Raw genomic sequence first — 22,385 nt, forward strand, 5'->3', positions numbered from 1 at the left:
TTCACGACCCCTCCTTTGAGTTCGTTGTCTGCGGGGTCAGGCGGACCACGCGCAGGCGACACGAAGTATCACCAGCATCCGCGGCAACCGTCACCATATCGACCCAGCCGCGTCCGTCACGCACGATGGCGCCCCACACGTTGCCCTTGATGTCGAGATAACCGCTCAGAGCAAGTTGCGCCGTGGGCACCTCGCGATAGGCGCGCAGCATATCTGCCGCCGCTTCGGTCATCGGTCGGCATTCGGACCATGCGAGACGAACAGCGACAGCATTGTTTGCAGATGAACCCGTTGCAGCGTCCGCTCGCTCGTCGAGTGCTTGCAAGAACGTTTGCGCCGTGATGGCGGCATTCGCATCGTCCGCGTCTCGCGCATCGTCTTTTTGAGACGCCGCCGAACCCGAGCCCGTATCCGCGGCAACCCCTAAACGTTGTTGCCGTGCTGCGTTAAGCCCCCAAACCGCCACCGCCACCGCCACGACCGCACAAGCGAGCACCAGCAACGCGCCGACGGGACGGGCGCCCTCTACAGGCTGTTGATGCCCTCGCTGATAGCGCTCCATAGATCTTGGACCTTGCCCTTAAATGCGACGATGGCAATGATGGCGATCACCACGAGCACACCGACCAGGATGGCGTACTCGGTGGTGCCCTGCGCGCTCTCCTCCCGCAGCAGTTCCTCGGCACGCTGGCGAGCGTGAATTGACTGGCAAAACGCCCAGCTCCAGACCTTGCCAGCAACGTCAGTCATCGTATTCATGTATTCCTCCCTACATCATCCCGCCTGCTCCCAGCAGCGGGCCCAATATGGACAGAAGCAACGCCGGCAAGATGAGCGTGCCGGTGGGAATCAGCAGCTTGACCGGCGCGCGCTCGATCTCGCGCTCGACCGCAGCGCGATGCGCCGCGCGAATCTCGCGACTTTGAGCCGCCAGCGTCTCGGCAAGCGGGGCACCGAGGGCAAGCGCCTGCCCTGCTGTGATGGCAAAGGTCTCGAGTGCCCGCACATCTAGATCGCGCGCGGCCGCCAGAAGCTCGTCCTCGCGCGTCCCCACGCCCACCTGCCACGCCATGCAGGCTCGCTCAAGGCGGAGCGCCAACGTCGATCGGCGATTGGCGCAAAAAACCTCAAGCGCCGCATCGAACGAAAGGCCAGCCGAAAGCCCCAGACGCACCACGTCGATCATCTCGGACACCTCGCCAAGCGACACCTGCGCCGTACCACCCGTGCCGAGCATGCCCTTCAACCGTGCTACCAGGGCATCGGTTACCGAGCAGGCAGCCGCAACAACCAGCAGCGCCTCGCGTTTGCAGACCTGGGCGATCTTGCATGCGTCCGCACGATTGAGCCCCGTCGCGACAAACACACTGAGCGCGCACAGGCACGCCGCGGCCCCGACCAAGACGCTCATAGCTCCACCCGCATAATGCGCCGGATGACCACCAGGGCGACGGCGTTGAGAGCAAGGCCCAGCACCACGGCACCGGCACCCGCCGGCGTTGCAAGGCCGCGGCGAAAATCGGCCGAGAGCAGCGCCAGCACCGCGCACATACCCGCCGGCATCGCCGAGACCATGTGTGCCGACATACGAGCCTGCGATGTCTTGACGTCCAAGCGGCGCTTGAGCTCAATGCGCTCCCCCACCATGTTCGACGCCTCAGATAACAGGTCGGCGAGCGGGGCACCGGTTCGCTGCGACACCTTGAGCGCCAAAGTGACAAGCGAAAGGCCGGGGGCATCGATACGGTCGAGTAGGTCATCCAACGCATCAGTCGCCGAGACGCCGCAGTCGATCGCCGCCGCCACGCGCAAAAACTCGGTATGTACCGGCTCTTGTGCGTGAGTTCCCACAAACCTCATTCCCTGGGCCAGCGAATGACCCGAGGCGAGCGACATGGAGAGCGCCGTAAAGGCTTCGGGCATGGCTTCTTCCACATCGTGTTGCTCGCGGCGACGGTCGAAGGTGTCGCGAGCGGCGCCCACGCCAAACGGCGCGAGCAGCCCCAGGACAAAGCCGATAGGCGACAGCGATACGACAGCCAGGGCAATGCCGCAGGCGCCACTCGACAGCAGCAAGCATGCCAGGCGCGCCTCGTCATCCTCGATGACAAGGCCAAGGCGTTGTGCTGGAATCAGCAGCGCCCAGGAGCGGGCAGTCTTTTTTAGCAGGTCGTTTTCTACCAGCTCGCGCGGCAGTTTCTCGGCCACCGACTCAAGCGTATGACGGGCCAGCTCCGCCGGCGGCACGCGCGGCGCACGAGGCTCCGCCCCGCACGCCACCGCGGCAGAAAGCCCCGTTAAGCCCCCTACGACGAGGGGCACAACGATCTCCATTCGTCCACCTCCTCTTGCGTGAGCGTTCCCGAGCGCAGGCCCTCTGCGATAAACGGAGGCTCGCGATCGAGCGTCCAGGTGCGCGTGGCGGCATCGAACGTCACGTAGCGCTCAAGCTCCACGCCACCCGACGCGCCGCGTCGCACCCCCGAATAGGAAGACACGAAACGCCTGCCGTCCGCATGGCGCTCGGACATCACGATGCCGTCGAGCGCCATGGCAATCTGCTCCTCGATAAGCTCGCTCGGCAGGTCGATGCCATAGCGCGCAAGCAGCGTCAAACGCACCACGGTCTCCTGCTCGGTGCCCGCATGAAGCGTGGTGAGCGACCCATCGTGCCCGGTGTTCATGGCCTGCAACATGTCGCAACATTCCGCACCGCGCACCTCGCCCACCACGATGCGGTCGGGACGCATGCGCAGGGCGTTGGTCACCAGGTCGCGGATTGTCACCGCGCCCTCGCCCTCAATTGAAGCCTCGCGCGCCTCCAGGCGAACCACATGCGGGTGATGCGCAAACTTGAGCTCGGCGGAGTCCTCGATCGTCACGATGCGCTCGCCGGTGGATATTTCGCACGATAGCGCGTTGAGCAGTGTGGTCTTGCCCGACCCCGTGCCACCTGCAACCGCCAGATCCTGACGCAGCGATACCGCGCACGACAGCAGCTGTGCATACCAAAGCGGTAGCGACCCCAGGCCCACAAGCTCGTCCAACGAACAGATGCGATCTGAGAACTTGCGGATGGTGAGGATCGGCCCATCGATCGCCACAGGCGGAATCACCGCGTTGACGCGATAGCCCGTCTTGAGGCGAGCGTTGACAATGGGGCTGCGCTCGTCGATGCGCCTGCCCAGCGGCGAGATGATGCGGTCGATGAGCACGCGGATTTGCTCGTCATCCTCAAACGCATGCTCGATGGGATATAAGACGCCGCCGCGCTCAAAGAAAGCCGATCGGCAGCCGTTGACCATGATCTCGGTGACGGTGTCGTCCTCGATGAGCGGCTGCAGCGGGCCCAGGCCCACCACGTCGTCCAGGATCTCATCGATGATGGTCTCGCGCTCGGGCGTCGCCAGGTCGCCCGGCTCCTCCACGTTGAGCGCCGCCTCCACCGCAGGACGCAATTCCGAGCGGGCGCGCGCCGGATCGATGTATGCGCTGATACGCGCCACCTCGTCATAGCCCATGCGGTCCATCACGGCGCGCTTGGTGCGGCGCTTGACGGCACGGTGGCGCCCTGCGTCAACAGGCACTGTCGCCGCGGCCGCGCCGGCCGCCTTAATCCTTGTTTGCAAGCTCATCGCGAATCACCCTCGCGCGACCAGGGAAGACGGATGCGCGGGCGCTCGGTGCGCGTCGCGCGGTCGGTGACCATGTCACTCCAGGGACCGATGGCGCAGCCCAGCTCCACGAGCATCTCGCGCGTGGCTTCGCGCACGCTGGTGGCAAAAGCGCTGGTCTGGCCCACCGCTTCGTCAGCACGGCCGAATGCCATGAGCGCCGCCAAGTCCTGCCCGCCGTCGGCGATGCGGATCTTGGAGCTTAACGCACAGGTAATCTCAAAGCGCATGGCGACATCCTCGTCGGCGCAGCGCGCGCCAAACCGGTTGAACACGGCGCTCATGCGCGTACGCGGCACGCCCACACGGCTCGCCAGCTCGATGACGCGCGCCGCGGACGTCGCAGACGACACCGATGGATCGCCCACGACCAGGCAGCGGTCGCTTGCCGCCACTGCGGCCGCCACGGCGTCGCCCCAAAAGACCGAGGTGTCGACAAGCACCACGTCGGATTCACGGCGCAAGACGTCGAGCAGCAGCTCCACCGGGCGCGCCATGAGCTCGGCCTGTTCGGGCGCGGCGACCGGGCCCCAAAGCGTGACGCCCGGGGCAACACGCATCGAGGCGGCCACGATGTCCGATTCGGCAAGTGCACCCGCAGCCGATGGCTCGATAAGCGTCGCCATGTCATGCGGGGCATCGGCACCCAACAGGTCGTGAAGGTTTCCAAACATCAGGTCCAAGTCGAGCACGGCGGCACGCAGGCCCAGCAGCGACGCCGCGTGCGCCATGGTGGCGACGATCGTCGACTTGCCGCAACCGCCCGAACCCGAGACGGCGCAGACAACCGGGGCTCGATGCGACGGGGCTGCGGCATCCGCCGGCGGCGTGGGGGCAGGCGGCGCCGACACGGGCGGCAACGTTCCCGTCTCCCCGGCAGCGCTCATATGCTGCGCCCAAGCCGGCATGGCAGGTTGATCGGCCCGCGGGGCCGAGTCTGGAGACTTCACGGCCGCATCGGCACGAACATTGTCGTTCCCGGCAAGCCCCTCAACCTCGTCGAGCTCATCGACCAGGCTCACGCCATGCACGTATCCCATATCTACAGCCAGAAGCTCCTCGCCATACAGCACCGGCTCTCCGGCATCATCGTATGCAAGGGGATCCCGGGGGCACCGACCATGCTCGGCTTCCGCTTTTCCACAATCATCAACACGCGGGCCTCTTGTAGCGCGAGGCGCCCCGGGTTCCCTATCAACAAAAGCATCGGGCTCAATCGTCAGACACCGGTCGTAATCAACCGTTCCCTCGCCCGCGCGCCCGTTGCCGCATATGCTGCGCGCAGCGATAACCTCGGTCGCCCCCGCGCGAAACAGCCTCTCAATATCCGAAGGATCGAGCGTCTCTATCAATACGACCACGCGACTCACGCGGCCCTCGGCCGCCAGACGCGCAACGGTCTTTCGCACGTCTTCGGCATCGAACAGGGCCGCCGCGATAATCGCCGCCCCGCGACGCGACGGAAACGCCCGCGCCATGGACACCAGCCCATCCAGGTCGCCCACGCGAAGCACCTGCGCGCCCGCATCGCGACCCTCGACCTCCCGCTGCAGCAATCCGTAATCACCGCACGCGCAGCATGCAAGCCAGATCGCCTTCATCACTCGTCGCCTCCACTCTTTTTGCCGCGCACCGTGGCGGGAATCGTCAAACTGACCGTCCCCTTGCCCGAGGCCCCCAGCAATTCCTTAACGTCTTCGGGGTCGGCCGCCAGCGTCACCCATTCGATCTTGCCTTCGCGCGTGGCGCCGGCCACTTCGCTGGTATCGATCACGCGCGCGCCGCACAGCCGATCGGTCACGCCGTCCTTTTGCACGTACACGTCCACGTAGCTGCCCACGCCCGTGGCGCCCCCGACCGAATGCTCGGCATCGACCGCCACCGAAACGGCGACCTTGCCTTTGGGCACCTCGAGCGTGTGGCTTTCGGCCTTGGTGTAGACATCGCAAATCACGGCATTTTTAGGGATGCGCGAGGTCGTCACGTCGCCGCGCACCTGGCGCAGCTCGGTCGCCGCATCGCGCGGCAGCAGGCTCGCCAGCCATTCCTGGGTTATGACATTGGTCTCGTCGAGAGTCTCGCCCGCATCGATATCACGCGCCGCGACGCACACCTCGACGCGATCGCCGCCATACTTGGCCAGCGTCTCGGCCTGGGCCTGCTCGGCCTGCGAGTGGATCGACGATGCGTAGACCATGCAGAGCAGCGCGGCGAGCACACCCGCGATCAGACTGATGGCGATGCGCTTGCTCTTGTTCACGGCCGCTCCTCTCAAGGTAGCACCGGGCGGATGCCCGTACCACCATTGTCCGAGCGGGCAAGCGGCAAAACGACGCGATCGCAATCTTGGTTTTGAGTGTCAAACCAATTGCCGACCAAAAGCTGACCGGCCCGTCAAGCTCGTGGCAAGGTTTTGGTCAGCACGTCGGCAAAATGCACGTTTAAGGGTGCATCAACAGCAAAAAAGCCGCCTCCCGTACCGTTGGGAGACGGCTGTCATAGGTAGATTCAATTACAGATGGACATCGGGATCGAGCATCTGTGCACTCACGCGCATGGATGACGCCAAGTTTTGGAACGTCTCCAAACGCAGGCTGTCGATCTGCCCGGCATCCTCGGCCTCGCGAACGGCGCAGCCCGGTTCGTGAGTATGCGTACAGTCGCCAAACCGGCACGCACGCGACGTCTCGACGATCTCGGGAAACGCGCGCGCTAAGCCCCGCTCATGACCCACGAGCGGCAAACTGCGCAGGCCCGGGGCGTCGGCAATAACGCCGGCGTCGCCTGGCAGCGCCACCATCACGCGCGCGACGGTGGTATGGCGGCCCTGGTCATCGCGTTCACGCACGCCGCCGGTAGCCAACGTATCGTGGCCCAACAGCGCATTGAGCAGCGTCGACTTGCCGGCACCCGACTCGCCCAGGATCATGGCGCAGCTTCCGGCGGGCACGCAGGCGCGAACCTCGTCCAGGCCACGGCCCTCGGCAGAAGATGTCACGATTACGCGCACATCCGGACCCACCAAGCGGTGTACGCGGTCCAGATCGCGCTCGAGCTCATTGGCGTCGCAGCGGTCGGCCTTGGTGAGTACCACCACCGGCTCGGCATCGCAGTCGAGCGCCAACACCAGCGAGCGCGCCACGCGGTCGAGCAGCACCTCGCCGGCGCCGAGCGCCTGCACGATCAGCACGCTATCCACGTTGGAGCAAAGTACCTGACGATCACCGCGAGCGCGACCGCGCCAACGCTCAAAACTCGTGCGGCGTGGCAGCACGCACTCGATCACGCCCATGTCATGCCCGGGCGCACGGCGCACCGCCACGCGGTCGCCCACGGCGGGCAGCAGAACCTCATCCTCGCCACGCGACTTGGCAAACCCCACGGCATGCTCGGCACGAAAGGTGTCATCGGCAGTCGCCACCAGCGGAAACCCGCGATCCAGGCGCACCACGGCACCAAGTTGCATCTGCTCGGGCTCCTCGGCCTGGGCGCAAAAGTCGTCAAATGCCGCTTGCTGAGCATCATCGATCGGCAGGTCGTCGAACGCCGGAACATCCTGCAGCGCGTCGAGCCCTGGCACGCTTGCCAGCAGCTCCTCGGCAGACGCGGGGACTTCGGTCGCAAGCTTCCGACGACGATCGCGCTTAGCCCGCGCCCCCGTCGTCTTTTTCTTCGCCTTCGCCTTAGCCTTGCCCACAAGCGCCTCCCAGCACAAAACCACACAACTGAGCAGGTATTTTAACGCATTGTTCCGTCCGACTTACCAAATGCTGCGGCGTACTCGTCATCATCCATCCAATCGATGATGTCGCCGGGCTTGCAATGAAGCGCCTCGCACATTGCTTGAAGTGTAGAAAAGCGGATCCCCTTGAGTCTTCCCGTTTTAATTCGAGACAGATTAACAGGCGATATTCCAATGATTTCGGCAAGTTCCTGCGACGAGATTTTACGGTCCGCCATCACGCGGTCAAGACGCATAACAATCGGCACCGTGCCACCCCCTAGAGAATCTCGTCTGCATCTTCCTGCAATACCCTACCGTATTCAAAGACCCCCGCCAACGCAAAGAAAACGAGTCCGTAAGAAAGCGATTGAAAATCAAACTCGGGAAACACGGGCTCAGCCGTTCCAAGAACATTGCTGTATGGCAATTGAATCGTCGGCCATATGATGCTGATGACGGCTTTTACCGACATCAGGAGGCCAGCCGCGACCAAAATCCTGGTCTGCCACTTACCAAAAGGACGACCCTCATGCCTGACTTTCGCCGTCAGAATCGTAAACAGAAGAAACGTTGCAGCGTCGCAAAGCGTGCTAACCATAAACAAGAGCAGAAATCCGCCGCTCACCGCAGAGATACCCTCGATGAGCAACAGGTTCGCAAGATGAACGAACAACACCACGCAACATAGCGCTTGAACCGCCAGGGCGATACAGAAGATTGTCAGAAAACTCGTCGTCAACCGCAGATGTATATCGCGATCTTTCATTTCTCCTCCTTTTTTCCTTATTTCCCTGCGTTCATTGTACTTTTCAATCCAACCGCTCTCGCTCAAAACCATTTACCAGCAAATCAATACCGTTCATTTTTAAAACTCTTTATTTAATGTTTTATATAAAGTAATTTACCTTTATAGAGTTTGGAGGACCCATGAGAAAGCAAGCCGTCCTTATCCTTATCTTATCGCTGTCCCTTTTCGCCCTCTTCTCGTCAGTACGAACCAATTCCGATCCAATCAATATCTCATTGCCCGAATTTCGATCGAAATTAAGCAGAGGCGAATCTTTTATCGTGCAAATTGAGCTGGAGGGCTGCCCGGCCTGTGAAGAGCTCCGTGCGGCAGAACGCTCGCTTTCGCCGAGTCTCAAGAACGACATCGAGATCCTCGTTGTCCCTAAGAGCCAAAAGGAGGTTGATAGGGAAACACTTAAGGCGCTTCTGCCGTCATTCGAGTTTTATCCTTCAATTTTTGCCATCTCTGAAGGAAAGATAGCGTCCGAGTTCGACCTTTCCACGCTTGATTCGTTTGAAATGCGTTTCACGGATTGGAGGCTGAATCTGAACAACACGGCAATGTCAAGCTAAATGTCAGGAGGATACACATGCTACGCAACGTTCCCGTAAGCCGTAAGTCATTCATCGCAAGCGCAGTTGCGCTTTGCTCAATTGCCATTTCACCAAAGCAATCTAAGGCGCAACCTCTTGAAGTAGAGTTCCCTTCTGCCGAAGAGTACATTGAAGCTGTCAATGAGTCCGGCACAGGATGGACGACATACGCACTAGATGAAAACGGAGATGTCCAAATTATCGATCGATTCCAGACCCTGTCTTTGGATGATTTAGCAACTGCCACACGCGGCGCTAAAGAATGGATCGTCAAAATTGCCATTTTTATTGGAAAAGAACTCATCGGCTATGTAACGGGGCTTGTAATCGACGGACTGATTAAGAAGATCATAAGCAAAACCGGAGGTTATTGGCCTGAGTATGCAGCAAAGCAACTCCTTGGACACCCCGTACCCGCAGGCAACGCGTACCGTCTACCTTGCAGCGTCTATCCCCCCAACTCCGGAGAATACATTCGTTGTATAAATAGTTAGGATACGGCTATGTTGCCAGTCATCATTGCCCCCGTAATTGGTGTATGGGGCATCCAGTATTTCCTCAACAAGAAGTGGCTCTGGGGCATTGGGTGCATAGCGATAACATTAATATGCTATTTCCTTAGCCTCATTGTCAAAGCATGCTGGCCGAGTGCCATCTCTTTTGGAATTGCTCTTCTCAGCTCGGTCCAGCTATATGGAAGCAAAAAGGGTTTATCCTTCTTTAGTGCCCTGATATCGGCTCCGCTACCTCTGCAAATCTACTGGGGAATTATGGCCGTCATCGTTCTCTTTATGCCTCAAATCCCCTTCAGCGACGTTCCCGGCTTCTCCTAACGCGTCGCCGATTCAACCCCATACAATCCAGTTCACAAAAAGAGTCGGTCGAGCAAATGCTCTAAAAAAGAGCTGGCCGGGCAAAGCCCGACCAGCTCACATACTTTCCCTCAGCCCTTTTCATCCGCACGGGAGAAAAGCCAGCAAGGATAGCGCAGGGCCCGCCCCGGAAGCCCTTTCTCCCGAACGATCCCGCAGCGCGAAGCGCGAGGACCAGTGAGGGAGAAAGGGCGTGGGGCGGGCCCGGACAGGTACGTTACTCCTTCTCGACCGCGCGCATGATCGCCTTGTAGATCTCCATCAGCGGGATGATCAGGAAGGCCAGACCCAGCGCGGCAAGAACGCCCTTGAGCTCAAGCGTCACAGGGCCAAAGAACATCTCGGCAAGCGTCGGCTGCACGGTCACGATCACCGTCAGCACCAGTGCCAGCGCGGCGGAAGCCCACAGCCACTTGTTCTGCTTCTTCATGGTGAACAGCGACGCACGACGGCTGCGCATATTGAAGCAGTGGAAAATCTCGACCATGTTGAGCGTGATGAACGCCATCATCACGCCTTCCTCGTCGGCATTGCCGGCGATCATATCGGCGATGTGGATGTAGCCCATGTCAAAGTAGACGCCCACAAAGAAGCTCGCCAGCACCAGCACGGTGATGATCAGGCCCTGGACCACGCAGTCCAGACCCATATTGCCGGCAAAGACGCCGTCCTTGGCGTTGCGCGGTTTGCGCTTCATGATGTCGCCCTCGGCATCCTCCATGCCCAGCGCGAGCGCAGGGAAGCAGTCGGTAACCAGGTTCACCCACAGCAGCTGCACCGGCTGGAAGATGGTAAAGCCGATGAGCGTGGCGATAAACACCGAGAACACCTCGGCAAGGTTGGCCGAAAGCAGGAACTGGATGACCTTGCGGATGTTGTCGTAGATGCGACGGCCCTCTTCGCAGGCACCGATGATGGTGGCGAAGTTGTCGTCGGCAAGCACCATGTCGGCAACGTTCTTGGTGACGTCGGTGCCGGTGATGCCCATACCGACGCCGATGTCGGCGCGCTTGATGGACGGGGCATCGTTGACGCCGTCGCCCGTCATGGCGACGATCTGGTCGCGCGACTTCCAAGCCTCGACGATGCGGGTCTTGTGCTCGGGCTGAACGCGGGCGTACACGCCGTAGTCCTCGATGTGCGCGTCGAGTTCCTCGTCGCTCATGCGGTCGAGGTCGGCGCCTGTGATGGCCTGGCTGCGATCGGTGACGATACCCAGCTGCTTGGCGATGGCCACGGCGGTGTCGATGTGGTCGCCCGTAATCATGACGGTGCGGATACCGGCGTCGTGCGCCTCGCGGATGGCGTCGGCGACCTCGGGGCGGACCGGGTCAATCATGCCGGACAGGCCGCAGAAGACCAGGTCGTGCTCGAGCGCGGCGGGGCTGCAGTCGGCCGGGACCTCGGTGTAGGTGCGGCTCGCCAGCGCCAGCACGCGCAGGGCCTCGTCGGCCATGGCCTTGTTGGCGGCCACGAGCTCGGCGCGACGCTCCTCGGTCAGGGGGACAACCTTGTCGCCCTCGTAGATATGGGTACACAGGCCGATCACCACGTCGGGCGCGCCCTTGGTGTACTGCTCGTACTCGCCGTCCAGGGTCTCGACGACCACGGACATCATCTTGCGGCCCGAGTCAAACGGGGCCTCGCCCACGCGCGGATGCTCGGCAGTCAGGCCAGTGAGCCCCGCCTTGCCGGCATCGTTGACGAGCGCACACTCGGTCGGCTCACCCACAGCCTCGCCCAGTTCCTCGTCCCACTGGGCGTCGGAGCACAGAGCCATGCCGGCCAGGAACTTCTCCTTAGGCGCAGCGAGCTCGTGCTTGACGACGGTCATCTTGTTCTGGGTGAGGGTACCGGTCTTGTCGGAGCAGATGGTCTGTGTGCAGCCAAGGGTCTCGACGGCGGAAAGCTTGCGGATGATTGCCTGGCGCTTGGCCATCTTGGTCACGCCGAGCGACAGCACGATGGTCACGACGGCGACCAGGCCCTCGGGGATGGCAGCGACGGCGAGCGAGACGGCGACCATAAAGGTATCGAGCAGGGCGGTCGGGTCGGTAAGAACGTTGCCCACGCCGTGGCGGATGATATCGACGCCAAAGATAACGACGCAGATGACGATAACCATGATGGTGAGGATGCGGCTGAGCTCGGCAAGCTTCACCTGCAGCGGCGTGAGCTCTTCCTTGGCCTCGGCCAGGGCGCCGGCGATCTTACCCATCTCGGTGTTCATGCCGGTGCCGACCACGACGGCGCGGCCGCGGCCGTATACCACGGTGGAACCCATGTAGCACATGTTCTTGCGGTCGCCGAGCGGCACGTCGTCGGTGCCGGTGGCGAGCTCGATCACGTTGGCATGCTTCTCGACAGGCACGGACTCGCCGGTAAGGGCGGCCTCCTCGATCTTCATCGTGGCGCTCTCGAGCACGCGGCAGTCGGCCGGGACGGAGTCGCCCGCCTCGAGCATGATCACGTCACCAGGCACGAGCTCGGCACTCGGCAGGTGCACGAGTTTGCCGTCGCGCAGCACCTTGGACTGCGCCGCGCTCATCTCTTGCAGGGCTTCGAGGGCCTCCTCGCTTTTAGCCTCCTGGACCACGCCCAGCACCGAGTTGACGATAACGACGAACATGATGATGGCGACATCGGCAAAGTCCGCCTCGCCCTTGACCATGCCCGTGAGTGCACTGATGACGGCGGCAACGATCAGCATGATGACCATGGGGTCGGCCATCTGCTCAAAGAAGCGCTTCCACAACGGCGTCTTCTCGGCTTCCTCGAGCTTGTTAGGGCCTGTCTTGGCGAGGCGCGACGACGCCTCGTCGTTGCTCAGGCCGAGGTTCTCATCGACACCTTGGTCGCTGAGTACCTCCGCCGCAGCGGACAGGTATTCCTTTTGCATATAGAGTCCCCTCCTGGGATTCGGGCCACTCAGCAGATTGATGCCCGATCATAATTCCCAGGAGAAGGGCAAGGGCTCATCAAGGCTGCCGTGCTGAGCGGCAGTTGATAGTGGGGCTATGGTACCCCAAAGCGGCGCGTCTAGCCAAAACATTCCAATTGGAAACACGGCTCGAGTGCAACGATGCAGACCGTGTGATGCTCAACATTGATAAAACGTTTTTTCTTCGGCGCATCGTCAAACTGAAATATCGCCCAGATAGCAGCGGTCAGAACGGTTGGTAAAGATTTTTCATATACCGTTTTTACCGCAAAAAAAGAACTTCTAATTCGGCATACGGTCGATTTTTGAGGGTATTCGGTCGTCATTTCGTTATAATCATCTCAGTTTTATTTCTTATGGTTTATCTATCAGCGCAAGACGATGTCAGATGGAGGTCTGAATGTACAAGCGCACCAAGATTGTATGCACCATGGGTCCCGCCTGCGATAGCGACGAGACCATCCGCGAGATGATCAAGGCGGGCATGAACGTCGCCCGTTTTAACTTCTCGCACGGATCCTACGACGAGCACCACGGTCGCATCGAGCGCGTCCGTCGTATTTCCAAGGAGCTCGGTATGCCCGTCGGCATCCTGCTCGACACCAAGGGCCCCGAGGTCCGCACCGGCCTTCTGGTCGACGGCAAGAAGGTTGCCGTCAAGACCGGCGACAAGATCGTCGTTACTGCTCAGCCCACGACCGAGGATTTCCACGGCACCGCTGAGCACATCTCCCTCGACTACCTGGCTCTGCCCTCCGAGGTCGAGAAGGGCTCCCTCATCCTGATCGATGACGGCCTGGTTGCCCTTGAGGTCGAGTCCGTCAGCGGCCAGGATATGACCTGCGTCGTTAAGAACGACGGCCTGATCGGCGAGCGCAAGGGCGTCAACATGCCCAACGTCAACATCTCGCTGCCCGCCATCACCGAGCGCGATCGTCAGGACATCCTCTTTGGCCTGACCGAGAACATCGACTACATCGCCGCTTCCTTCATCCGTGACGGCGAGTCCGTCCGCGGCATCCGCGAGCTTTGCCGCGAGAACGGTGGCGAGCACGTGACGATCTTCCCGAAGATCGAGTGCGCCCTGGGCGTCGAGAACTTCGACGAGATCCTCGAGGCTTCCGACGGCATCATGGTCGCCCGTGGCGACCTGGGCATCGAGATCAAGCCCGAGCTCGTTCCGCACATCCAGAAGGAGATCATCGCCAAGTGCAACGCGGCCTACAAGCCCGTTATCACCGCTACGCAGATGCTCGACTCCATGCAGCAGAACCCGCGCCCGACGCGCGCCGAGGTTGCCGACGTTGCTAACGCCATCTACGACGGCACCGACGCCGTTATGCTCTCTGGCGAGTCCGCTGCCGGTAAGTACCCGGTCGAGGCCGTCAAGATGCAGGCCAGCATTGCTCTCGAGACCGAGAAGTACCTCCCGGCCCACGCTCCGCTCGAGGTTCCGGCCGACGCTCATGGCACCCGCGTCGTCAACAACGTTGTGGGTATGTCCGCTGTGAACATGGCCACCACCGTTGGCGCCAAGTGCATCACCGTGCCGACGACCACCGGTCGTACCGCTCGCCTGATTTCGCACTTCCGTCCCAACATGCCGATCTGCGCGTTCTCTCGCCACGAGTGGGCCGTCCAGCAGATGATCATGTACTGGGGCGTTATCCCGCATCAGGCCGAGATTACCCAGGGCACCGTCAACGGCACGATCGTCAAGGCGATCGAGACCGCTAAGGAGCTCGGCTACGTCGAGGCCGGCGACCTGACCGTCGCTACCGCCGGCGATCCCCGCATGAGCGTCCAGCTCGAGGACAAGGTCTCCTCGACCAACGTCGCTTACGTCGCTCAGGTGCGCTAAAACGCACTTGCAAGCATACTTGCATTGCAAAGGGCCCGGAAGGCTTCGCCTTCCGGGCCCTTTTTCTGTGCCAATGCCGCCGCACGGCAAAACACGCACTCATTTCTTTACCAAAAGCGCGAAATCCACCCTTCGAGGCCCAAAAAATAAAGCCCCAAGCGCTAAAAGTGTTCGCCCGGTGGCAAACCCACACCTCACACAGGGCTGATAAATCGTTTTAGCAAGAACCAAATCGACCTGGTTTTCGGAAGTATGCGGCAAATTCTGGAACCTCCGAGCACACCCTGTTTTTTCGCAACAAAATGCCTGATAAACTAGCCTCAAAAGCCAGGTCCGCTCATAGGGTTCAGATTTTGCCGCATACTTCCGGATTGACGCTGGCATCACTCGCTTCAAAGAGATGATTTCGGCCAGGAGGGCATTATGGACCTGACGCTTTGTGGGCAATCCGCCTTTAACTACTACCGCATCCCGCTGCAGGTATTAGGCCTTTACCCCGCCATTAGCCTTGGCAATATGGATCGCAGATGTTGTGGCCTCGGAAGTCATGCAGTTGTAAAAGACCTGCTTCACGCACCACTTCACAGGCTTGTATTCACTCGGGCACAATCCGGGTCGCGAAGCCTGTTTAAATCGCACCTCCTGACCCAAGAACCACCTCCGGGGTCGTTTAGGCAGACTGAACATGGGCTTGATGTCACGTCACCGGAGTTCACGCTGCTCAGCCTTGCCACGCAGGTCTCACGCAGCCAGTTACTCATGGCCTGCTACGAGATGTGCGGCTCCTTTGCAGTGTTTAAGCCCTGCGAGCGAACGCAACAACAACTCGATGAAGCTATTTCGCTTAAGTTCATTCCACCCAACTGCGGCTGGGAGCGAGTTAACGACACCAAGGGCAATGACACCAACTTGTGGAAGCGCACGCCGCTTCTTACCGCAACGGATATCGCCGCGTTCGCCAAGCAAGCCGCAGGCCTGCGCGGCGTCAAACAACTGCGCTGGGCGGCCGAGCACATGACGGGGCAGGCCGCCTCGCCCTTCGAAGTACAGACCTCCATGCTTATCTCGCTCCCCCGCGACGAGGGCGGCCAGGGCATCGAGATCGCCAACAACGCGCGCATCCCGCTCAGTGAAGCCGCACGTTCGCTGTATGACAAAACCTGCTGCTACGCCGATATCCTCATCGAAAGCGCCACCGACAGCATGGGCGTCATTCTGGAATGCCAAGGCCGCTCTGCCCACGACAGCGAAGCCGCGAGCCTCTCCGATGCCGAGCGCGCCACCGCACTCACAAGCATGGGCTACGACGTCATCCAAATTACCTATGACCAGATCAAGGAGAAGAAGAGCTTCGACCACATAGCCGAGCTCATCCATAAAAAGGCCGGGCTTCCCCACATCCCAAAGACCAAACAGGAGCGCATTGCCGAAGATACCTTACGGCAAGAGCTACTTGTCGATTGGGTTGAGCTATTCACTGCCGGGCCGGCCAGCTAGCAGCTAGCAATCAGGGGCAGAGCAGGCACATCGGGCGATTCGACACGGGCGGCAAAACCCGCCTCGGTCAGCTCGATGACCTCGGTAAACGTTGCGTCGAAGAATTCCTCGGTCAGCAGGCGGTATGGCGGATGGTCGGGCTCGCCGGGGTTTTCGCGCACGATCTCGTGTATAACGCCGATGGTCTTGAGCACATACTCCTTATGGATGGGATACTGACCAAAACGGGTCGCCGCAGTATACAGGCGATCGGTCGCGCGCGGAATCGAAACGATGCCGAGTGTCTTGCCAAACCAGTCAAAGTCGCCTTGCTTTTTAATGCGGAATTCCTCGCACGGTTTGCCGCCGTGCGCCTCCAGGTACTGATTCACGCGCGTATTCCACACGGTATCGGCCACGAGGTGAGACCAAACGCCCAGCGTCAGATCGAGCAGCGACTGCGCCACGTCATCGGGCGCGAGCGAAAGCTCGCTAGCACCGGGACCGGCAACCGGCTCGGCATCCTTGTAGCGTTGGGGATAATGCACCCGATTGAGTCGCTCGCGCTCCTCGACAATCGAGGTCGCGTCAGCCGGCGTACCAACAGGCGCCCCTTTGAGCAGCGGCGCCACATAGGTGTCCCAAAACTCATGCTCGCGCGGCTTAGGGATAGGCTCGGGCTTTGCAAAGTGCGTAATGCGGTACGGGATGGGATCGGCGATGCCAGGGACCATATAGCCCACGAAAATATCCGGAACCACGCAGCCAAACAAAAAGGCATTGCGGTCGCGCACGCTATTGGCAAGCGCACCGGTGCGCTCCAGCAAACGCTCCGTCTGAGCGATATGAATGTTCCAGCTTGGCATAGCCACCCCCATAAAAACCTGGATAACTATACCATCACGGCAAAGCCGCGCGGGCGGCTACGCACGCTCTACGCAGCAACTAGTCCGTAGCACCGCTTTCGGTTCCATACGACGGCGAAGGCGCCTCGACCACATGGTGATATCGATCGATATAGATGGCGCGGGCACCCAGGCGGCGCACCAAATCCTGGTGATGCGTGCTCATCAAGACCGTCTTACCCGCCGCGACGTAGGCCAGCAAGAAGTTGACCACGATGTCGCATGAATCCTCGTCGAGCCCATTAGTAGGTTCGTCGAGAACCAAGATATCGGGGTTCATCGATACGACTGCCGCCAGCGCCACACGCTTCTTTTGCCCACCCGAAAGCTGATAGGGCGAGGCATCGACCAGGTCGGCAACTTGAAACAGTTCCATGGCATCGTGCACGCGACGGTCGAGCTCGTCTGCCGGCAGCCCCATCTGCGCGGGACCAAAAGCAACTTCCTCACCCACCGTAGCGCAGAACAACTGGGCGTCGGCATTCTGGAACACAAAACCCACGCGCTGATGGAACCGCTGGGCCGTCGCGGAATCCTTGAGATATGCCGCATCGACCATACACCCGTCAAACAGGTATGCCCCTGCGTCCGCGAGTTCAAGGCCGTTAATAAGACGCATAATCGTCGTCTTACCGCAGCCGTTGGGACCGAGCAGGGCAACGAGTTCACCACGATCGACCTGCAGCGACACGCCATCGACAACCGTATGCCCCGCATAGGAGAACACCACGTCGCGCAACTCAATAAGCGGCGCGCCCTCGGCGCCGCCCGCACCGTTCGTGCCCGCCGCACTATTCATATCGATCGTCAAAACGTCGCCCTTCCCTACTCACATCGACGGCTAGACCGCCCGCGCTACAGTACCGCACACAACACGGCGAGCAACGCCACGCCGACCGCATAGACCGCATCGCGCCAGCCAAAGCCGCTCCGCGCGGGAGCCGGATACGCGCCGGCAAAGCCGCGGCAGAGCATGGCCTCGTCCATCGCGCGGCTGCATTCCATCGCCTTGATAAACGTCATGCCCATGATACCCGCCAGCGAATCGGTGCGCGAAAAACCCGCAGGCGCGGAACCGACGCTGCGCAGCATGACCGATTCGCACAGATCGTGCGCCGTGCGTCCCAGCACCTCAATATGCTTGAGCGCCATATCAAACGTAAAGATAACCTCGTCGGGCAGGTGCAGCATTTTGAGCGCCGCCGACATGCGGCTCCAGGTGAGCGTCCACGAAACACCCAGCACCAGCGACACATTAATAAACGTCTTGAGCGCGATCTTGAGCATGGCGCCCATGGCAGACGCGCTCGGCAACAGGGCAGGCAGCGCCAGAACCACCGCAAGCCCCGTGGCGCCAAGCGCCGGTACAAAAGTCGCGCGCAACCCGCGCGCGGGGCGCACCGCGACCAGCACCAGCGCGATAGCCGCCATCAGCATCAGGTACAGCGGGCTCTGCGTCAGACACACGCACAGGACGCAAACGAACATCCCCACCAGGCGCACCGGAGCCGAAACGCAAGAAAGGGCGCGGTCGACCATCGACCCGCCCTCGTGCGCGCCTCCACCCAGGCGAACCCGCTCAAGCAGGCTCGCCAGGTGCAGGACATTCTTTTGCATCACACGATGCCGAGCCCCCACGGGCTCATATCGCTCCTCGGCCGCAAGCCAGCTAGGCAGCTCGGCTATTGCCATGAGCACCGCTTTCCTTAACCGTCAGCGAGATCAGACGGAATGCGATGGTAAGCACCGCCACGCCAATCACGCCGGACAGGATATACATGGCAGCCTGACCGGCAAAGCCAAGACCCTGCTCCTCGGAATAGGCCTGCAGGTAATCACCCGTAGGCAGAGCGTCGGCAAAGGTCGGGGTATCAAGGCCGACCGAAGCCTGCAGGCTGTCGTCACCAGCCTCCTGAACGGCGGTCGCGGCGCCCTCGGCGTCCCACTCGCCCCATGCGTCACCTGTGGCAAGCAAGCCGAGCGGCGTAGCCACGACAAGCGCGGCAACCAAGATGAGCGTGGGGACCAGCGAGGTCTTCTTGGCAGCAGCGCCCTCGGCAGTAAGCTGGCCATCGACGGCCTCGGGCCCGACGATAACGCTCGGCGCCGTCTTCTTAATGAAACCGTAGATGGCGGCCGTCGCCACGCCCTCGATCACGCCGGCAACCAGCATATGCGGGATCAACATAGCCGGAATAGCCACGGACAGCGGGAAGGGGCAGTACAGCGGCGCGCCCGAAGCGTTGGTAAAGAGCATCGGCTGAATACCAAACTCGATTGCCGCGCACAGGGCCGCCAGGCACAGGCCGACCCAACCGCTCACGACGGCAGAAACCGAGGTGCCCCAGCTCTTGTCGTGCAGGCGGCTGTTGAGTGCACGGAACACGATAGCAGCGACAAACGGCAGCACAAAGGCCATGTTAAAGCAGTTAGCGCCAAACGACAGAACGCCGCCGTCGCCAAACAGCAGCGCCTGCAGCGCCAGCGCAACCGAGACAGCGATAGCCGCGGCCTCGGGGCCTAGCAGCAGTGCAATGAGCGCGCCGCCGACGGCGTGACCTGTGGTGCCGCCGGGCAGCGGCACATTGAACATCATAAGCAGGAAGGAGAACGCGGCGCAGATGCCCAGGAAAGCCATGTGCTCGCGATCGAGCGTGGCGCGCACTTTCTTGATGCAGTGGATCCAAACGGGCACCATCGCCACTGCCATGACGGCATCGGTCTGCGGGGACAGATAATTATCTGGAATGTGCATGTACGCCTCCCGGTTATCGGCGCACGGAATTGCAACGCCGCTTGAATCACCTTTCCAGTGTTACGTAATGTCAGATTCGTAACACGCCGCGGGCTATCATAGCAAAACGGCGCACTGCCGACAAAGCAGCACGCCGTTATGTAATGCGCGTGTCATATATGCAGGCTCAGCAGCGCCTTATACCGGGCATAGCAGTCACGTAGGATTCGGCAGCAGCCACCGCTGACCCATACCCCAGCGCAGGACCTAGCCGCGGACCTCGCCGTTTACGCCCTTGCACACCTTGGTGACGATCTTCTGGTGCGCCTTTTCGACCTCTTCGCTGGTGAGCGTGTGGTCGTCGGAGCGATACGTAAGCGCAAAGGCCATGGACTTCTTGCCCGCACCGATACGGATGGGATCGCGGTAGACGTCGAACAGACGCACGCCCTCGAGCAGCTTGCCGCCGGCACTCGTAATACGACGCTCGAGATCCTCGCAGGTCACAGTGTTGTCGACCACGATAGCAAGGTCGTGTTCAACGGCCGGGTACTGCGAGAACTCACGGTAGTTCTCCTGGTTGCGGGCACCCTTGATCAGCTTGTCCAGGTCGAGCTCAAAGGCAACGACGACCTCGTCAATGCCCATCGCCTCGCGCGCCTCGGGGTGAATCTCGCCGACCCAGCCCAGCACGGTGCCGCCGGACAGAACCTCGGCCGCACGACCCGGCTGCAAGAAAGCGTAGCCCTCGCCCTCGACGGGACGGAAGCGAACCTTCTCGATGCGCAGCTGGGCAAGCAGCTCCTCGACAATGCCCTTGCCAAAGAAGAAGCGCAGCTTGCGGTACTTCATGTTCCAAGACCGCTCACTCCACTGGCCCGAGAGCACGCCCGCCACGGACTTGGTCTCCTTGGGCAGGCTGGCGTTCTCGCGACCGTGGAACAGGCTGCCGACCTCGTACAGATGCACGTTGGGCGTGCCGTGGGCCTCGTTATAGGCCACGGATTGCAGCAGGCCCGGCAGCAGCGAGCGGCGCATCTCGGTCTGCTCGGCCACCAGCGGGTTCATGAGCACCACGGGGCAACCGCGGCCCTCGGTGGACATACCGATCTTCTCCAGGTCGCCCGGGGCGGCAAAGCCAAAGGTCGTGGTCTCGTTGAGGCCACAGGCGCGCAGGATCTCGCCGACCTTGCGGGTGAGCTTCTGCTCGCGGGTCAGGCCGCCGATGTGGTTCTTGGCAGCCGGAATGGTCGCCGTCACACGTCCCATACCCCACAGGCGCAGGACCTCCTCGATCAGGTCGATCTCACGCGGCAGGTCAGGACGGAAGCTCGGCGGCGTGACCATAAAGTCCTCGCCGTCGCGTTCGACGGTGCAGCCCAGGCGGGTGAGCGAACGCTCGATAAACTCGGGCTCGATGTCGGCACCGCAAATGGCGTGCACGCGGGCCAGGCGCAGCTTGATGCTGTCGATGGTCTTGGGCGCGGGGAACACGTCCACATAGCCGGGAGCGACCTCGCCGCCGGCGATCTCCTCGATCAGCGCGCAGGTAACGTTGGCGACATCCACGCAGCCGGTCTCGTCGACCTGGCGCTCAAAGCGGATGGAGGCGTCGGAGATCAGCGACAGGTCACGGCTGGTGTGCGAGGTGCGACCGGCGTTGAAGCAGGCACTCTCGACCATCACGTCGACGGTGTCGTCCTCGATCTCGGAATCCATGCCGCCCATAACACCGGCCAACGCCACAGGACGTTCGCCGTCTGTGATGAGGCCCATGCCGGCGTCGAGCGTGCGTTCCTCGCCGTCGAGCGTCGTGAACTTCTCATCCTGCTGGGCGGCGCGAACCACCACGCGACGGTGGCCATCGCGCTCGGCAAAGGTGTCCAGGTCAAAGGCGTGCAGCGGCTGACCGGTAAGCATCATCACGTAGTTGGTGATGTCGACGATGTTGTTGTGCGGACGCACGCCCAAGGCGTTGAGGCGCTTGACCATCCAGTCAGGCGAGGGGCCGACCTTCACGTTGCGCACGATGCGGGCGACGTAGCGGTCGCACAGGCCTTCGTCGGCAATCTCGACCGAAAGCTCGTCGTCGGTCGCGCGGCCGGTCTCGGCCTTGATGGCGGGCAGCTCAACGTGGAAATCGCGGTCGAAGATGGCACCGGTCTCGCGGGCCATGCCGATCATGGACAGGCAGTCGGGACGGTTGGGCGTGATCTCGCAGTCGAGCACGGTGTCGCTCGAGCCCACGTACTCGGCAAACGGCATGCCGCAAGGCGTATCCTCGGGCAGAATCATGATGCCGGAGTGGTCGCCGCCCAGGCCGAGCTCGCGCGCAGAGCAGTTCATGCCCATGGACACGACGCCGCGAAGCTTGCTCTTCTTGATCTTGACGTCGCCGGGAAGCACAGCACCGATCATGGCCGTGACGATGTGGTCGCCGGCCTCAAAGTTCTGCGCGCCGCAGACGATCTGCAGCGGAGCGGAGTTGCCGTCGGCGTCGAGATTCTTGTCGCCCACATCGACCGAGCACACATACATGTGGTCGCTATCGGGGTGCGGGGTCTTGGTGAGCACCTTGGCGGTCACCACGTGGTCGAAGGACTCGCCCACGGTGTCGATTGCCTCGACCTCGGTGCCGGTACGGATATATTCGTCCGAAAGGGTCTTGGGATCCTCCGGAATATCGATCATGGTCTTGAGCCAGTCGTAAGAAACGCGCATGTAGCTCTCCTAGTTCTTAATCTCCGCATAGGGAGGAATATCAAATGAAGACGTTCGCCTTAGGGTTGTCCAGGTGCCCCAGGTTGGCGTGAAA

General features: G+C 61.4%; 20 protein-coding genes. 4 read left to right on the top strand and 16 right to left on the bottom strand.

The window, feature by feature from the left end:
* Position 1: 1 nt before the first annotated feature.
* The 10 genes from AAAX72_RS05630 to AAAX72_RS05675 all read right to left on the bottom strand — a co-directional run bounded on the left by AAAX72_RS05630 (position 2) and on the right by AAAX72_RS05675 (position 8,164).
* Positions 2-562: a hypothetical protein gene (locus AAAX72_RS05630; RefSeq protein WP_349129459.1), complete on the bottom strand. Its 561-nt coding sequence runs from the start codon at positions 560-562 to the stop codon at positions 2-4.
* On the bottom strand, positions 526-759 hold the full coding sequence (locus tag AAAX72_RS05635) for a hypothetical protein (protein WP_117770508.1): 234 nt from the start codon (positions 757-759) through the stop codon (positions 526-528). The genes AAAX72_RS05630 and AAAX72_RS05635 overlap by 37 nt, the downstream gene beginning before the upstream one ends.
* A 10-nt stretch (positions 760-769) precedes the next feature.
* Positions 770-1,411 carry a type II secretion system F family protein gene (locus tag AAAX72_RS05640; protein ID WP_349129460.1) on the bottom strand — a complete coding sequence of 214 codons (642 nt, stop codon included), beginning with the start codon at positions 1,409-1,411 and terminating at the stop codon, positions 770-772.
* Complete coding sequence (locus AAAX72_RS05645; RefSeq protein WP_349129462.1) at positions 1,408-2,334, bottom strand: type II secretion system F family protein; 927 nt, start codon at positions 2,332-2,334, stop codon at positions 1,408-1,410. The genes AAAX72_RS05640 and AAAX72_RS05645 overlap by 4 nt, the downstream gene beginning before the upstream one ends.
* Positions 2,307-3,635, bottom strand: coding sequence for a CpaF family protein (locus AAAX72_RS05650; RefSeq protein ID WP_349129463.1), 1,329 nt, complete (start codon positions 3,633-3,635; stop codon positions 2,307-2,309). Before AAAX72_RS05650 ends, AAAX72_RS05645 begins: the two co-directional genes overlap by 28 nt.
* The gene (locus tag AAAX72_RS05655) at positions 3,632-5,275 is read right to left on the bottom strand and encodes a P-loop NTPase (RefSeq protein ID WP_349129464.1); all 1,644 of its coding nucleotides are present in this window, start codon (positions 5,273-5,275) and stop codon (positions 3,632-3,634) included. Before AAAX72_RS05655 ends, AAAX72_RS05650 begins: the two co-directional genes overlap by 4 nt.
* Positions 5,275-5,934, bottom strand: coding sequence for a Flp pilus assembly protein CpaB (gene cpaB / locus AAAX72_RS05660; protein ID WP_349129465.1), 660 nt, complete (start codon positions 5,932-5,934; stop codon positions 5,275-5,277). The genes AAAX72_RS05655 and cpaB overlap by 1 nt, the downstream gene beginning before the upstream one ends.
* A 252-nt stretch (positions 5,935-6,186) precedes the next feature.
* Positions 6,187-7,266: a ribosome small subunit-dependent GTPase A gene (gene rsgA, locus AAAX72_RS05665; RefSeq protein WP_349129500.1), complete on the bottom strand. Its 1,080-nt coding sequence runs from the start codon at positions 7,264-7,266 to the stop codon at positions 6,187-6,189.
* Positions 7,267-7,412: 146 nt separating this feature from the next.
* A complete protein-coding gene (locus tag AAAX72_RS05670) occupies positions 7,413-7,664 on the bottom strand; it encodes a helix-turn-helix transcriptional regulator (RefSeq protein WP_118266160.1) in 252 nt (83 codons plus the stop codon).
* Positions 7,665-7,675: 11 nt separating this feature from the next.
* Positions 7,676-8,164 (bottom strand): hypothetical protein, encoded by a 489-nt coding sequence (locus AAAX72_RS05675; protein ID WP_138339735.1) that lies wholly within the window; start codon positions 8,162-8,164, stop codon positions 7,676-7,678.
* A 161-nt stretch (positions 8,165-8,325) separates the two neighbouring features.
* On the opposite strand from AAAX72_RS05675, the gene AAAX72_RS05680 reads away from it, so the two are divergent.
* Both AAAX72_RS05680 and AAAX72_RS05685 read left to right on the top strand, forming a co-directional pair.
* Positions 8,326-8,760, top strand: a complete 435-nt coding sequence (locus AAAX72_RS05680) for a hypothetical protein (RefSeq protein WP_195621189.1) — start codon at positions 8,326-8,328, stop codon at positions 8,758-8,760.
* Positions 8,761-8,777: 17 nt separating this feature from the next.
* Entirely contained in the window at positions 8,778-9,275 is a 498-nt protein-coding gene (locus AAAX72_RS05685; RefSeq protein ID WP_349129466.1) for a hypothetical protein, read from the top strand.
* A gap of 595 nt (positions 9,276-9,870) precedes the next feature.
* Here the strand turns inward: AAAX72_RS05685 and AAAX72_RS05690 are convergent.
* Positions 9,871-12,552, bottom strand: a complete 2,682-nt coding sequence (locus tag AAAX72_RS05690) for a cation-translocating P-type ATPase (RefSeq protein ID WP_349129468.1) — start codon at positions 12,550-12,552, stop codon at positions 9,871-9,873.
* 442 nt (positions 12,553-12,994) lie between these two features.
* On the opposite strand from AAAX72_RS05690, the gene pyk reads away from it, so the two are divergent.
* Together pyk and AAAX72_RS05700 are read left to right on the top strand one after the other, a co-directional pair.
* Complete coding sequence (pyk, locus tag AAAX72_RS05695; protein ID WP_349129469.1) at positions 12,995-14,455, top strand: pyruvate kinase; 1,461 nt, start codon at positions 12,995-12,997, stop codon at positions 14,453-14,455.
* Positions 14,456-14,878: 423 nt separating this feature from the next.
* Complete coding sequence (locus AAAX72_RS05700; RefSeq protein ID WP_349129470.1) at positions 14,879-15,952, top strand: hypothetical protein; 1,074 nt, start codon at positions 14,879-14,881, stop codon at positions 15,950-15,952.
* Here AAAX72_RS05700 and AAAX72_RS05705 read toward each other — a convergent pair.
* From AAAX72_RS05705 to pheT, 5 genes are all read right to left on the bottom strand, one after another.
* Positions 15,949-16,797 carry a hypothetical protein gene (locus AAAX72_RS05705; RefSeq protein WP_349129471.1) on the bottom strand — a complete coding sequence of 283 codons (849 nt, stop codon included), beginning with the start codon at positions 16,795-16,797 and terminating at the stop codon, positions 15,949-15,951. The two genes, AAAX72_RS05700 and AAAX72_RS05705, sit on opposite strands and share 4 nt — an antisense overlap.
* A 79-nt stretch (positions 16,798-16,876) precedes the next feature.
* Positions 16,877-17,647 carry an ABC transporter ATP-binding protein gene (locus tag AAAX72_RS05710; RefSeq protein WP_346977597.1) on the bottom strand — a complete coding sequence of 257 codons (771 nt, stop codon included), beginning with the start codon at positions 17,645-17,647 and terminating at the stop codon, positions 16,877-16,879.
* Between the two features lie 44 nt (positions 17,648-17,691).
* Positions 17,692-18,528 (bottom strand): energy-coupling factor transporter transmembrane component T, encoded by an 837-nt coding sequence (locus AAAX72_RS05715; RefSeq protein ID WP_349129472.1) that lies wholly within the window; start codon positions 18,526-18,528, stop codon positions 17,692-17,694.
* Entirely contained in the window at positions 18,506-19,591 is a 1,086-nt protein-coding gene (gene cbiM / locus AAAX72_RS05720; protein ID WP_349129473.1) for a cobalt transporter CbiM, read from the bottom strand. Before cbiM ends, AAAX72_RS05715 begins: the two co-directional genes overlap by 23 nt.
* A 246-nt stretch (positions 19,592-19,837) precedes the next feature.
* Entirely contained in the window at positions 19,838-22,291 is a 2,454-nt protein-coding gene (pheT, locus tag AAAX72_RS05725) for a phenylalanine--tRNA ligase subunit beta (protein WP_349129475.1), read from the bottom strand.
* Positions 22,292-22,385: the final 94 nt, after the last annotated feature.

The organism is Collinsella sp. CLA-ER-H8, assembly GCF_040092335.1.
Lineage (GTDB): Bacteria > Actinomycetota > Coriobacteriia > Coriobacteriales > Coriobacteriaceae > Collinsella.